Here is a 13409-nt window from a genome sequence, read left to right as displayed (position 1 = left end):
GGACTGCCCTTGTTCCCCTCCGCCGGCTCCCGCTACGGTGTGGAAAATTTCGCTCGTGTCGGACGCGAGTGAGGGGCTCTCGTGGATCGATTCGAGCGGACGTGGCGCAGGGCAGCGTGCGGGGTGTGGGCGGCAGCGGTGGGGGCCGTGGCCCTTCCCCTGGGGGCCTCGGCCCAGACGGCGACCCTGCCTGCGCTGAGCGTGGAGAGGCTGACCCTCAACCCCGGCGCGGCCGACTCGCTCGTCGCGGACGGCGCGGCCCTGCTGGCGCCGCGCGCGCTGCGGCTCGGTCTCACCGGGCACTACGAGCGCACGCCCATCGAGTACGCGCGCGACGGCGAGCTGCGCGGCGCCGTGCTGGGCAGCCGCTTCACCACGCACCTCACGGCGGCGTGGGCGGCGACCCCGTGGCTGGAGCTGGGTGCGCAGCTGCCGCTGGTGGTGCACCAGCAGGGCGATGCGCTGGAGGCCTTCGGGGTGGCGCAGCCGGCGGCCACGGCGGTGGGCGACCCGCGGCTGCAGGTGCGCGTGGCCGCGCTGCGCGAGGCGGCCGGTGCTCCGCTGGATCTCGCCGTGGGGCTCGGCGCGCAGCTGCCCCTGAGCAACCGCAGCGCGCTCACCCGCGAGAGCGAGCTGAGGCCCACGCTGAGCGTGGGGCGCACGCTCGGCTCGCTGCTGCGCGCGGGCGCCGAGGTGGGCTTCTCGCTGCGCCGCACCGTGGACTTCCAGGGCACCCCCATCACGCGCAGTGAGCTGGAGGCGGCGGCGCTCCTGCACACGCAGGGCGAGGGGCTGCGCGGGGAGCTCGCGCTGCGGGCCTCGCTGCCCACCGACGGCGCGCGCCTCTCGAGCGAGCTGCTGGGAGGCGCGCGCTACCGCTTCGCGCAGCGCGTGGAGGCCTACGCACTCGCGGGCGCGGGGCTCTCGCGCAGCTTCGGCACGCCCACCTTCCGCGGCCTCGCAGGGCTCGCGTTCACCCTGGACACGGCCACGGCCTCTTCCTCGCGCACTTCTGCGCCCGCTCCGTCGAGCCGTGCGCCCGAGGTGAGCGCCGACCGCGACGGCGACGGCGTCGCGGACGCCCGGGATGCGTGCCCCACCGAGCCCGGGCCCGCCCCGCAGGGCTGTCCCGCTCCGGCGCCGGCGCCTCAGGCCCCGGTCGCAGCGGCGCCGCAGGCGGAGGCGCAGCGGGCGCGCGCCGAGGCCGTGAAGCACGTCGAAGCCCAGGTGTGCCTCTTCGCCTGGAACAGCAGCGCGCTCTCGCAGGCCTGCCCCGCCACGCTCGATGACGTCGCCCGCACGCTGCAGGCGCACGAGGAGCTGGAGCTCGTGGTGGTGGAGGGCCACGCGGACAGCGAGGGCCCGCCCGCGTACAACCGCCGCCTCTCGCAGGCGCGCGCCGAGGCGGTGCGCCATTACCTCCTGCAGCGCGGTGTCGCGCCCGAGCGCCTGCAGACGCGCGGACGCGGCTCCGAGCAGCCGGAGGCCGCGGAGTCCACCCGCGCCGGCCGCCGGGCGAACCGCCGCGTGCGCCTCGTCGTCCAGGTGCAGCCCGGGGAGCAGACCTCGCAGTCCGAGGCGTACTGAGCGATGGGCGGCCCACACTTCGAGTGTGGGCAGGCGAACAAACGAGCGGTCATCTGAACGTGCGTGCAGTATATGGGCAGGCGTGCACGCCGAGCTCGTCTGCCGCTCCAGCTTCTCGTTCCTGCGGGGGGCCTCCCATCCCGAGGAGCTGGTGGCCGCAGCCCACGCCCTGGGGCTGAGTGCGCTCGCGCTCACGGACGGGGACGGGCTGTACGGCGCGGTGAAGGCGCACCTCGCGGCGAAGGAGGCGGGGCTGCGCTTCCTGCTCGCCAGCGAGCTCACGCTCACGGACGGGCCCCCGGTGGTGGTGTACGCCCAGGATGCCGCGGGCTACGCGCAGCTGTGCCGGCTGCTCAGCCGCAGCCGCCTGAGCCACCCCAAGGGGGAGGCGGGGCTCGCCTGGCGCGAGCTGGCGGAGGCCTCCGAGGGGCTCCTCGCGCTGCTGCCCGCGCCCGCGCCGCTCGCGCAGGTGGGGCGGCTCGCGGAGGCCTTCCCGGGGCGCTTCTACGTGGGCGTGTGCCGCACGCTGTCTGCTGGAGACGCGGCGCGCTGCGCCCAGGCGCAGGCGCTCGCGGCAGCGCTGCGAGCGCCCCTGCTCGCGCACAACGACGTGCACACCCACTCGCGCGCGCGCCAGCCGCTGCAGGACGTGCTCACCGCCATCCGCCACAAGACGCGCGTGGCGCAGGCCGGCGCGCGCCTCTTCCCCAACGCGGAGCGCACGCTCAAGGGGCCCGAGGAGATGCGGCGGCTCTTCGCGGACCTGCCGGACGCGCTCGCGCGCACGCAGGAGCTCGCGGGCCGCTGCAGCGCGAGCCTCGAGGATCTGCGCTACCACTTCTCCGAGGAGGACCTGCCGCCCGGCCACACCCCCATGAGCTACCTGCGCGAGCTCACGCGCGCGGGGCTGCACGGGCGCTACCCCGCGGGCGTCCCCGCGCCGGTGGCGAAGCAGGTGGAGCACGAGCTGAAGCTCATCGAGGCGCTGGACTTTCCCGGCTACTTCCTCGCGCTCTGGGACATCGTCCGCTTCGCGCGCGAGCGCGGCATCCTCTGCCAGGGCCGCGGCAGCGCCGCCAACTCCGCCGTCTGCTACGCGCTGCACCTCACGGCGATAGACCCCGTGCGCATGGGGCTGCTCTTCGAGCGCTTCCTCAGCATGGAGCGCCGGGAGCCGCCGGACATCGACGTGGACTTCGAGCACGAGCGGCGCGAGGAAGTGCTGCAGTACGTGTACGAGAAGCACGGGCGGCAGCGCGCCGGCATGGTGTGCGAGGTCATCTGCTACCGCGGCCGGCTCGCGCTGCGCGAGGTGGGCAAGGCGCTGGGGCTCTCGCTGGACCAGGTGGACCGGCTCGCGAAGGTGGCGGGCAGCCACGCGCACGAGAGCGTCACCCCGGAGCTGCTGGTGGAGGCGGGCCTCGACCCGCGCGATGGGCGCGTGCAGCAGACGGTGGCGCTCGCGGCGCAGCTGGAGGGCTTCCCGCGCCACCTCTCCATCCACGTGGGCGGCTTCGTCATCACCCGCGAGCCGCTCGTGGACCTCATCCCCGTGGAGAACGCGGCGATGAAGGGTCGCACCGTCATCCAGTGGGAGAAGGACGACATCAACGCGCTGGGCGTGCTCAAGGTGGACCTGCTGGGCCTGGGCATGCTCACCGTGCTCAGCAAGTGCATGGCACTGGTGCGCGAGCACTTCGGGAGGGCGCTCAGCCTCGCCACCATCCCGGCGGAGGACCCGCGCGTCTACGACATGCTGTGCGACGCGGACTCGGTGGGCGTGTTCCAGATCGAGAGCCGCGCGCAGATGAACATGCTGCCGCGGCTCAAGCCGCGCACCTTCTACGATCTCGTCATCGAGATCGCCCTCATCCGCCCCGGCCCCATCGTGGGGGACATGGTGCACCCCTACCTGCGCCGCCGCGAGGGGCTGGAGGTGCCCGACTACCCGTCCGAGGAGGTGCGCGCCATCCTGGAGAAGACGCTGGGCATCCCGCTCTTCCAGGAGCAGGCGATGAAGCTCGCCATGGTGGCCGCGGGCTTCAGCCCCGGCGAGGCGGACGGCCTGCGCCGCACCCTGGGCCACAAGCGCGCCGAGAGCCTGCTGGGGCCCTACCACCGCCGCTTCGTGGACGGGTGCGTCCAGCGCGGCTACCCGCGCGAGTTCGCGGAAGGCCTCTTCGAGCAGTTCCGCGGCTTCGCGCACTACGGCTTCCCGGAGAGCCACTCGGCCTCCTTCGCGCTCATCGCGTACGCCTCGGCCTGGCTCAAGTGCTACTACCCGCAGGCCTTCACTGCGGCGCTGCTCAACTCGCAGCCCATGGGCTTCTACGCGGCGCACACCCTGGTCTCGGACGCGCAGCGCCACGGGGTGCGCGTGCGCGCGGTGGACGCGAACGCGAGCGGCTGGGACTGCACGCTGGAGGAGGGCGGGGCGCTCAGGCTCGGCCTGCGGCTGGTGAAGGGGCTGCGCGAGGAGACGGGCCGGGCGCTGGAGCGCGCGCGCCTGCGCGGGGGGCCCTACCCGAGCATCGGGGAGCTGGCGCGCAGGGCCCGGGTGCCGCGCCACGAGCTCACCCGGCTCGCGCTCGCGGGGGCCCTGGGCTCGTTGGCCAGCGCGCGGCGCGAGGCGCTGTGGGAGATCCAGGCCCTGGGCCCGCTCGAGGAGGACGACCTCTTCTTCGGCCTGCCCATGGACTCGACGCGCGTGGCGCTGCCCGCCATGGGCGTCGCCGAGCGGGTGAGCCAGGACTACGACACGGTGGGGCTCTCGCTCGAGCGCCACCCGCTCGCGCTGCTGCGCCCGATGCTGCAGCGGCGCGGCGCGGTGACGGCCGAGGGGCTCGCGCGGGTGAGCGGCGGGCGGCGCGTGGCGGTGGGCGGCATGCTCATCTGCCGCCAGAAGCCCCCCACCGCGAAGGGCTTCTGCTTCCTCTCGCTCGAGGACGAGACGGGAATCGCCAACCTCGTCGTGCCGCCGGACCTCTACGAGCGCTACCGCCGCGACATCCACGGCGCGCTCTTCCTCGTGGGCGAGGGGCTGCTCGAGCGCAACGGGAAGGTGAGCAACGTGAAGGTGCAGCACCTGGAGCCGATCGCGCTCGGGGCGGAGCCCGCGCCGCAGCGCGCCCTCGCGCGCTGAGCCGCTCAGGCGGGCTGCACGTGGACGGGGACGCCGCTGAACGCGGCATTGCCGCTCAGGGCGTCCACGGCCTGGTCGTCGGTGAGATCGTTGACGCTCACCCCCGCGTGCTGCACGGCCACCCCGGCCTTCACGCCCGGGCGCGTGTGGCCGTAGCCGTGGGGCAGGCTCACCACGCCGCGCATCACCTCGTCCGTCACCTGCACCGGGACGGTGACCTCGCCCACGCGCGAGCGCACCCGGGCGAGCGCGCCCTCCGCGAGCCCGCGCGCCTGCGCATCCTTCGGGTGCAGCATGAGCGTGCAGCGCGCCTTGCCGCTCACCAGCTTGGGCACGTTGTGCATCCACGAGTTGTTGTCCCGCACGTGCCGCCGGCCGATGAGCAGCAGCTGTCCGTCCAGCGGGTCGCCGGCCGTCTCGGGGAAGGCCGCGCGCAGCCGCGCCACGTCCTGCAGGAAGGGCTCGGGGGCGAGCTGCACGCGGCGATCGCGCGTGGCGAGGCGGCCTGGAAGACAGGGCTGCAAGGGCCCGAGGTCCACGCCGTGCGGCGCCTTGCGCAGCGTGGAGAGGCCCAGGCCCCGCTTGAGCGGGTTGCGGCCGGCGCCGTAGGGCCCGAAGCGCAGCCCCACGGCGAGGATGCCCTCGGGCCCCAGCCGCCGCAGCGCGCGGTGCTTCGCCGCGCGCGCGAGGCTCCGGCCGTGGCGCAGCCGCTCGAGACGCTCCTGCAGGCCGAGCAGAATCTCCCAGTCGTGCATCGCCCCCGCGGGCTTCTCGAAGAGGGGCGGCGAGTACTTCGCCGTGTTGCGCACCGCGAGCGCGTGGAAGGCGATGTCGTAGTGGCCGCGCTCGAGCGGCGTCGTGGGCGGCAGGATGAGGTGCGCGTGGCGCGTGGTCTCGTTGAGGTACGGGTCCACGCTCACCATGAAGTCGAGCGCGCCCAGCGCCCGCTCCAGCTGGCCGCCGTTGGGCGTGGAGAGCACGGGGTTGCCCGCGAAGGTGAGGAGCGCACGGATTCGCCCCTCGCCCGGGGTGAGGACCTCCTCGGCGAGCGCCGCCACCGGCAGCTCTCCGCCGAACTCGGGCAGCCCCCGCACCCGGCTCTTCCAGCGCCCGAAGCCGCCGCGGCTGGAGGCGAGCGCGCGCGGGCCTCCGACGATGTCGAAGGCGGGCCGCGTGAACATCGCCCCGCCCGGGCGGTCCATGTTCCCGCTCACCACGTTGAGCGCGTTGATGAGCCAGTGGCAGAGGCTGCCGAACGCCTGGGTGGAGGTGCCCACGCGCCCATAGACCACGGCGCTGGGCGCGGCGAGCAGCTCGCTCGCGATGCGGCGCACCTGCTCGGGCGGGATGCCGGTGTACGGCGCCACGCGCTCGGGCGTGAACTCGCTCGCAGCTGCGCGCAGCGCGTCCAGCCCCACCACCGCGCCCTCCAGGTGGTGCAGGCGCGGGCCGCTCGCGAGCACCTCGCGCAGCAGCGCGAAGAGGAAGAGCGCGTCGGTGCCGGGGCGGATGAAGAGGTGCTCGTCCGCGGCGTGCGCCGTCTCGGTGCGCCGCGGGTCCACCACCACCACCTTGCCGCCGCGCGCCTGCACGCCGCGCAGCCGCCCCTTCACGTCCGGCGCCGTCATCAGGCTGCCGTTGGAGGCGAGCGGGTTTGCCCCGAGCGCGAGGAAGTAGTGGGTGCGGTCGATGTCCGGGATGGGGATGAGCAGCTGGTGGCCCAGCATCAGGTGCGCCGCGAGCATGTGCGGCAGCTGATCCACGGACGTCGCCGAGAAGCCGTTGCGGGTGCGCAGGGTGCGCAGGAGCAGCGGGCCGAAGAGCATGGCGCCGTGGTTGTGCACCGTGGGGTTGCCCAGGTAGGTGGCCACCGCGTCGCGGCCGTGCTGCTGCTGCACCGCGTGCAGGCGCGAGGCGGCCTCGTCGAGCGCCGCCTCCCAGCCGAGCTCCTCCCAGCCGGTGGCGGTGCGCCGCAGCGGGCGGTGCTGCCGGTCCGGGTCCTCGTGCAGGTCCTTGAGCGCCACGGCCTTGGGACAGATGTGCCCGCGGCTGAAGGGGTCCGCGTCGTCGCCGCGGATGGACTTCACGCGCTCGGCTCCGTCCACTTCCTCCACGTCGATGCGCACCCCGCACATCGCCTCGCAGAGGTTGCAGGTCCTGAAGTGCGTGCGCGCCGCGCGGGAAGGAGCCATGACGCGCACTATAACGGCGGGGCTAGCGCACGGTGTTGCCGCCCACGCTCTTCGCCTCGTAGAGGCGGGTGTCTGCGCGCAGCAGCAGGGCCTGCAGGTCGTCCTCCGGGCGCAGCTCGGCGAGGCCGGCCGAGAGCGTGAGCGGCGTCTCGGCCCCCACGTCCACGGCCGCCACGGCCGCCTGCAGCCGCTTCAGGAACTCGCGGCCACCCTGGAGCCCCACGCCGGGCAGGAGGGCGACGAACTCCTCGCCTCCCCAGCGGATGAGCACGTCCGTGTTGCGCGCGGTGCGCTTGAGCACGTCCGAGACTTCCTTGAGCGCGCGGTCTCCTGCGGAGCGCCCCAGCTGCTCGTTCACGCGCCTGAGGTGGTCCACGTCGAGCAGGGCGATGGCCAGGGGCGAGCCGTAACGCCGGGCGCGCGAGAACTCGCGCGCGAGCGCGTCCTCGGCGCCCGCACCGGCCCACAAGCCCGTGAGCGGATCCGTGGAGGCGAGCCGCGCATGCTCCTCCTGCAGGCGCCGCTCCACGGTGATGTCCGTGAAGATGGCGATCTGCCCGTCGCTGCCGTCCGGCAGCCGCACCGGCCGCGCCACCCAGCGCAGCGTGCGGCGCTCGGGGCGCAGCAGCTCGAGCTCGTCGCGCGCGGCGAAGGGCCCGCTGGGCAGGACATGCATGCGCCGGCGCAGGTCCGCAGGGTCCACGGCGAGAGCGGCGATCGTCTCCACCAGCCCCTCGCGCGTGAGCCCCGTGAGCCCCTGCGGCTCGGCGCCGATGAAGCGCCCCGCGGAGCGGTTCGCGAGGATGACCTGGCGGCGCCCGTCGTAGAGCACCATGCCCACGTCCAGCGCGTCGAACACCTCGCGCACGTAGGAGAGCGCCCCGGTGAGCGGCTCGCCCGCGCCGCTCGTGCGCAGCGCCTGCATCAGCGCGGCAAGTGTGCGATCCAGCGGGTCTGCGCCGGGCGAGCGCGAGCGCAGCTCCAGCTCGCCTCCGACGCGCCGGGCGATGCCCTGCAGCGCGTCCACCTGCTCGGCGCCGAGCGCGAGCGGGCGCTGGTCCAGCACGCACAGGGTGCCCAGCACCGCGCCGCTCGGAGTGACGAGCGGCGCGCCTGCGTAGGAGCGCACGCCGAAGTCGCGCACCAGCGGGTTGTCGCGGAACACCGGGCTCTGCGCCGCATCCGGCACCACCAGGGGCTCGGCCACGTCCGCGTCCACCACGTGGCGGCAGAAGGCCCACTCCACGGGCGTGCCGCGCTGCTCGGCGAGCGGCGCCGGCAGCCCGAAGTGCCCCTCGAAGTACTGGCGGTCTCGCGCCACGAGCGAGATGAGCGCCATGGAGGTGCCCATGGCGGCGGCCGTCTCGCGCAGGATCCGCTCGAGCCCCGCGTCCTGCGGCGCGCCGCTCATCAGGCCGGCCTCCTTCATTGCCACCTCGCGCCGCGGGTCCTGGCTCGCGCGGGGGGCCGTGGGAGGGGCAGGCGGCGAGGCCGGGGCGGCGGGGCGCACGCTCTTGGGGCGCACCAGCGCGCGCACGATCGCCTTGTTCACGCTGTCCGCCGGCGCGCTCTTGGCCAGCAGCTCCGAGATGCCGAGCTCCGTGCGGCGCTGGAAGGCGGCGTTGCGCAGCTCCAGGAAGGCGGACACCACCACGGCCGGGGCCTTGTCCTCGGGCGCGAGCTTGCGCAGCTCGGAGAGGAGCGCGAAGCCGTCACAGCGCGGGAGCGAGAGATCCGTCACCAGCAGCGCGGGCGCCCCGTGCTTGCGCAGGGCCAGGCGCGCGGCGTCTCCGTCGCGCACCAGCACGGGCTGCAACCCCTGCTGCTGCACGATTCCGGAGTAGAGCTCGAGGCGGCGGGGATCGGAGTCGGCGATGAGGGCGTAGGCGTCCATGGATGACCTTTGACCTACCCTATACGGCGTGGATCGCGCTTCGGGATCGGGCTTCGGCTTTCGGCCCCGAACCCGGGCAAAACGCGCAAAGCGCCCGCGCCTACAGATAGGGCGAGAGCAGCCGGGCGAGCCCGTCGCGCAGCTTGGCGGGCAGCGAGCGGGCGTCGACCTCGGCGAGCGTGAGCGGGCGCGCGGCGCGCAGCCGGGCGTCCACCATCGCGTCCAGCTCGCGGGCGAAGGCGGGATCGTAGAGCTCCACGTTGAACTCGAAGTTCAGCCGCAGGCTGCGCGGGTCCCAGTTCGCCGAGCCCACCAGGCCCCAGGTGGAGTCCACCACCATCAGCTTCGTGTGATCGAAGGGCGGCGGGCTGAGGAAGACGCGGCAGCCGGGCTCGAGCACCTGCCACAGCTGCGCGCGCGAGGCCCACTGCACCACCGGCAGGTTTCCCTTCTCCGGCAGGACGATCTCCACCCGCACGCCGCGCAGCGCCGCCACGTTGAGCGCGGTGTTGAGCGCGGCGTCCGGCAGGAAGTAGGGCGTCACGATGCGCACGCTCTCGCGCGCGCACGCGAGCGCGCCCAGCAGCAGCGTGCGCAGCGTCTCGAAGTCCTCGTCCGGCCCGTCGCTGATGCCGCGCGCGAGCATCGGGCCCACGGCCCCGAGCTGCGGGAACCAGGCCTCGCCCTCGAGCACCTCGCGGGTGGTGAAGGCCCAGTCCTCGGCGAAGGACTCCTGCAGGTGCGCCACCACCGGCCCCTCCATGCGGAAGTGCAGGTCGCGCCCGCGCGGCGGGCGGCCCGGCTGCGTGGTGAAGCTCGCCCGGATGTTCATCCCGCCGGTGAAGCCCACCCGGCCGTCCACCACCAGGATCTTGCGGTGGTTGCGCAGGTTGAGGAACGCGATGCGGAAGGAGAGCAGCGAGCGCAGGAACAGCCCGTGCCGAAGCCGCGCCCGCCGCAACTTCCACGCGATGGAGGGCCACGAGTAGCGCATTCCCACCGAGTCGATGAGGATGCGCACCTGCACGCCCCTCGCCTGGGCGCGCGCGAGGGCGTCCACGAAGCGCCGGCCCATGGCGTCGTTGTCGAAGATGTACGTGCACAGCGAAATGGACTGCTGGGCCTCCTCGATCGCCTGCAGCATCGCCCCGTACGCCGCATCCCCTCCATCCAGCGGCGTCATCCGGTTGCCGGGCAAGAGCGGGCGGCGCACCACGGCGCCCGCGAGCCGGGCGAGCGGCGCGAGGTGGGCCGCGGCCGGCACCGAGCGTGCGAGGTGCTCGGGCGCGCAGGCGCACACCGGGGGTGGGTGGGCGAGCGTGCCGCGCCCCAGGCCCAGCGTCTTGCCGCGCCGGCGGATGCGGTTCACCCCCAGCAGCACGTAGAGCAGCGCGCCCACCAGCGGGACGAGCCAGATGAGCCCCACCCAGCCCACCGCCGCGCGCGAGTCGCGCTTGTGCAGCACGGCGTGCCCGGAGCTCAGCAGGCTGCTGAGCACGGTGAGGCCGGCGAGCACGTGGGGCCAGAGCTCGGTGAGGACGGGGGGCAGCGACATGAGGGGGGCGCGGCAGGGGGCGCGACGGCGAGCGGAGGACCACCGTAGCCCGGGGCCGCGGCCGCGCGACCTCCCGTTACACCAGAGCGTCCAGCACGCGAAGGAAGGATCGCACGAGGGGCCGGTCGGGGACTGGCGCATGCCCCCGCGATGCCCATCGTTGCCCGCGGGCAGGAGAACGACATGCACCACGCTCCGGATCCGGCGTTCGCCGCGCAGCGAAAGCTGCAGCGCCACCTCTCGCACACCCGCTCCACGTACGCGCGCTTCCTCAAGCACGTGTGCGCCGTGGGCGAGCTTCCGCAAGCGCTCGCGGAGGCCGCCTCCATCTCCGTGCTCTGCGCGCTCGAGCGCCGCATCCTGCCCGGGCAGGCGCGCCACCTGGAGGCGCAGCTGCCGCGCCGGCTCGTCGCCTTCCTGCCCTCCGGGCGCGAGCTGTCCTCCGGCGAGCGCCGGCGCTACGGCCGCGAGGCCTTCCTGCAGAGCGTGGCGCAGGACCTGCGCCTGCCCCAGGACGAGGTGGAGCCCATCGTGCGCGCGGTGATCATGGCGCTGCGCGACCGCATCAGCGAGGGCGAGGCCGACGACGTGGCGAACAACCTCCCGGAGGACCTGCGCGCGCTCTGGCGACTCAGCCAGTAGGCGCGCGGAACACCGGGAAGAAGACGCGCGGGGCCTTCTTCGTGCGCAGGCAGCGCGTGCTCGCGCTCATGTAGCAGGCGCTGAAGGCGCGCCGCCGCTGCCCCGGGCGCCCGCGTCCCGAGCGGTGCCACACGTGGTTGTGCACGAGCAGCGCCTCGCCGGCCCGCACCGGTACCGCGACGGCCCGGGCCTCGGCGCGAGCCTCCTGCACGCGGTCCTCCGGGATGACGCCGCCGATGGGCGTCACCAGCCCCGCGCGGTGGCTGCCTGGCACCACCTCGAGGCAGCCGCCCCCCTCCGGCGCGTCGTCCAGCGCGGTCCAGATCTGCAGCTCCGGCTCTGCGCTCAGGCCCCACAGCTTCCCGCCGTCCTGGTGCCAGGGCAGGTTGCTGCCGCCCGACGCGCCCTTGGAGAAGACGATGGCGCGGTAGAGCACCGCGTCCCCCGCGATGCGCTCACGCACCACGCGCTCGAAGAGCGGGTTCTGCAGCCAGGCGAGGAAGAGCGGATCCTTCTCCAGCTTCTCGAGCTTGCGGTAGCCCAGCGAGGGCCCCTGGTAGCCGAGCCCCAGGGGCGCGTCCTCGTAGCGGCCACTCTCCGCGTCCAGCTGGAAGAAGAGGCCGGGGTAGCTCACCCGGCCGAGCATCAGGTCGTCCACGCGCGTGCGCAGCGCCTCGAGGCCCGCCTCGCTCAGCACCGGCCCCAGCCGCGCGTAGCCGTGCTCAGCGTAGTGGGCGAGCGGCGCGCGCAGATCCACTGCACCCGGGTCGACGCCGAGCAGGGCGGGAGGCGGGGAGGGGGAGGCCATGCGCCCCACTGTCCACGGCCAGCGCCTCCGCGTCCAGCGCCCCGAGAGCAGCGTTGCGCCCGGGCCCCTGCGCCCCCAAGCTTGGCCCACTCCCCATGCCCACCCGCAGCGCCCGCCACTACGTCCTCGCCCGCGACGGCACGCCGCTCGCCTCCCACATCCACCTGGGCGACGCCCCCGACCCGAGCGCGCTCGGCGCGCGGCGCACCGTGCTGCTGACCAACGGCATCGGCACCACGGAGAACTTCTGGCGCTTCATCGTCGGGGCGCTGCAGGAGGACTACCGGGTGGTGCACTGGGACTACCGCGGGCATGGCGCGAGCGGCGTCGCCGTGAGCGGCGCGTACGACGTGCCCACCCAGGTGGACGACCTGGCGCGCGTCACCGAGGACGCCATGCGCCGCTCGGATGGCCGCCCTCCGCACCACGTGGCCTTCTCGATGGGCGTGCGCGTGCTGCTCGAGCTGTTCCGCACGCGCCCCGAGCTGGTGCCCTCCATGACGCTCATCGCCGGCGCCCCCGGCATCCCCGGCTCCTGGAGCCGGGCGCCGCTGCGCCGCGGCGCCCGGGCGCTCACCCGCGGGGTGCTGCGCGCGCTCACGCCCCTGGTGCCGGTGGCCGCGCCGCTCGCGCAGGCGGCGCTCGCCTCGCCTGCGACCTACCCGGTGGGCCGCGCGCTCGGCGTGCTGCAGCCGGGCGCGCCGCGCGAGGACATCGACACCTTCATGCAGGCCCTCAAGCGCATGGACCCGCTCGCCTACTGGCAGACGCTGCGCGGGCTGCTGGAGGGCCACGCCTCGGACGTGCTGCCCCGGGTGAAGGTGCCCACGCAGATCATCGCCGCGGCCAACGATCGCTTCGTCCCGATGGCCGAGCTGGAGCGCATGCGCCAGGCGCTGCCCCACGCCCGCTGGCGGCGCATCGAGAACGCAGGCCACGCGGGGCTGCTCGAGGCAGGGCCCGAGCACGCGGCCGAGGTGAAGGACTTCGTGGACGGCCTTCCTGCCTGACGGGCTAGCGGGACGCGGACGCGAAGCCCCACTCGAACTGCATGGGGCGGGTGCTCGAGGTGCTGCTGCCGCTCGTCACGTGCGCGGAGCGGCAGCTGCGGCACCAGGACTGCGGGCGGCGCTGGCCGCGGATGACGCGGGTGCCGAAGTCCTCGTCCGTGCGGCCCATGAGGCCGCAGCGCGGGCAGCGGGTCATCGAGGGGACCGCCTCGTTGGCCTCCTGGCGCCCGTGGCCCACCACCAGGGCGAGCGCCGCCGCGAAGCCCACCTTCCAGCGCCCATCCACGTGGAGGGTGCGCTGCTCGGTGCGCTTGCCGCGGGTGATCTGCGTCACCAGATCAGCCCCACCGAGGAGGTTGCGCTGCTCGAGGACCCGGGTCGTGTGCGAGGAGTGGCTCACGGGAATCTTTATAAGCACCCCCTCTGACACTGAACGGGCGTGCCCCTCGGGCCCTCGGTCCACTGCCCGGTCCCCGACGGTGAGCGGAGCAGGCGAGCGCTCGGCCGGACGGCTCCTGGGCGTGGGCGGCCGGGCACGCAGCCCCGGGAAGGCTTAACTCCCTGAAAAGCTTCGACGAA

General features: G+C 74.3%; 9 protein-coding genes. 4 read left to right on the top strand and 5 right to left on the bottom strand.

Annotation, left to right across the window (positions count from 1 at the left end):
• Positions 1–147 precede the first annotated feature (147 nt).
• Both FGE12_RS30825 and FGE12_RS01065 read left to right on the top strand, forming a co-directional pair.
• The gene (locus tag FGE12_RS30825) at positions 148–1587 is read left to right on the top strand and encodes an OmpA family protein (protein ID WP_153864337.1); all 1440 of its coding nucleotides are present in this window, start codon (positions 148–150) and stop codon (positions 1585–1587) included.
• An 82-nt stretch (positions 1588–1669) separates the two neighbouring features.
• Complete coding sequence (locus FGE12_RS01065; protein WP_194797447.1) at positions 1670–4729, top strand: error-prone DNA polymerase; 3060 nt, start codon at positions 1670–1672, stop codon at positions 4727–4729.
• A gap of 5 nt (positions 4730–4734) precedes the next feature.
• Here the strand turns inward: FGE12_RS01065 and FGE12_RS01060 are convergent, their stop codons facing one another.
• The 3 genes from FGE12_RS01060 to FGE12_RS01050 all read right to left on the bottom strand — a co-directional run bounded on the left by FGE12_RS01060 (position 4735) and on the right by FGE12_RS01050 (position 10370).
• A complete protein-coding gene (locus tag FGE12_RS01060; RefSeq protein WP_153864336.1) occupies positions 4735–6921 on the bottom strand; it encodes a molybdopterin oxidoreductase family protein in 2187 nt (728 codons plus the stop codon).
• A 22-nt stretch (positions 6922–6943) separates the two neighbouring features.
• Entirely contained in the window at positions 6944–8815 is a 1872-nt protein-coding gene (locus FGE12_RS01055) for a diguanylate cyclase domain-containing protein (RefSeq protein WP_153864335.1), read from the bottom strand.
• Positions 8816–8915: 100 nt separating this feature from the next.
• On the bottom strand, positions 8916–10370 hold the full coding sequence (locus FGE12_RS01050) for a phospholipase D-like domain-containing protein (protein ID WP_153864334.1): 1455 nt from the start codon (positions 10368–10370) through the stop codon (positions 8916–8918).
• Positions 10371–10553: 183 nt separating this feature from the next.
• On the opposite strand from FGE12_RS01050, the gene FGE12_RS01045 reads away from it, so the two are divergent.
• Entirely contained in the window at positions 10554–11012 is a 459-nt protein-coding gene (locus tag FGE12_RS01045) for a DUF2267 domain-containing protein (RefSeq protein ID WP_194797446.1), read from the top strand.
• Here FGE12_RS01045 and FGE12_RS01040 read toward each other — a convergent pair.
• Complete coding sequence (locus tag FGE12_RS01040; RefSeq protein WP_153864332.1) at positions 11002–11820, bottom strand: phytanoyl-CoA dioxygenase family protein; 819 nt, start codon at positions 11818–11820, stop codon at positions 11002–11004. The genes FGE12_RS01045 and FGE12_RS01040 overlap by 11 nt on opposite strands.
• Positions 11821–11915: 95 nt before the next feature.
• Between FGE12_RS01040 and FGE12_RS01035 the strand changes: the two genes are divergently transcribed.
• Entirely contained in the window at positions 11916–12830 is a 915-nt protein-coding gene (locus tag FGE12_RS01035; protein WP_153864331.1) for an alpha/beta fold hydrolase, read from the top strand.
• A 4-nt stretch (positions 12831–12834) separates the two neighbouring features.
• Here the strand turns inward: FGE12_RS01035 and FGE12_RS01030 are convergent, their stop codons facing one another.
• A complete protein-coding gene (locus tag FGE12_RS01030) occupies positions 12835–13230 on the bottom strand; it encodes a hypothetical protein (protein ID WP_153864330.1) in 396 nt (131 codons plus the stop codon).
• Between the last annotated feature and the right edge of the window lie 179 nt (positions 13231–13409).

Source organism: Aggregicoccus sp. 17bor-14, assembly GCF_009659535.1.
In the GTDB taxonomy this organism is placed as follows: domain Bacteria; phylum Myxococcota; class Myxococcia; order Myxococcales; family Myxococcaceae; genus Aggregicoccus.
This window is presented reverse-complemented; position numbering and strand designations above follow the sequence as displayed.

Coding starts and splice junctions, on each gene's coding strand:
- FGE12_RS01040 (WP_153864332.1), bottom strand. CDS start 11,820: ATGGCCTCCCCCTCCCCGCCTCCCGCCCTGCTCGGCGTCGACCCGGGT.
- FGE12_RS01045 (WP_194797446.1), top strand. CDS start 10,554: ATGCACCACGCTCCGGATCCGGCGTTCGCCGCGCAGCGAAAGCTGCAG.
- FGE12_RS01050 (WP_153864334.1), bottom strand. CDS start 10,370: ATGTCGCTGCCCCCCGTCCTCACCGAGCTCTGGCCCCACGTGCTCGCC.
- FGE12_RS01035 (WP_153864331.1), top strand. CDS start 11,916: ATGCCCACCCGCAGCGCCCGCCACTACGTCCTCGCCCGCGACGGCACG.
- FGE12_RS01055 (WP_153864335.1), bottom strand. CDS start 8,815: ATGGACGCCTACGCCCTCATCGCCGACTCCGATCCCCGCCGCCTCGAG.
- FGE12_RS01060 (WP_153864336.1), bottom strand. CDS start 6,921: ATGGCTCCTTCCCGCGCGGCGCGCACGCACTTCAGGACCTGCAACCTC.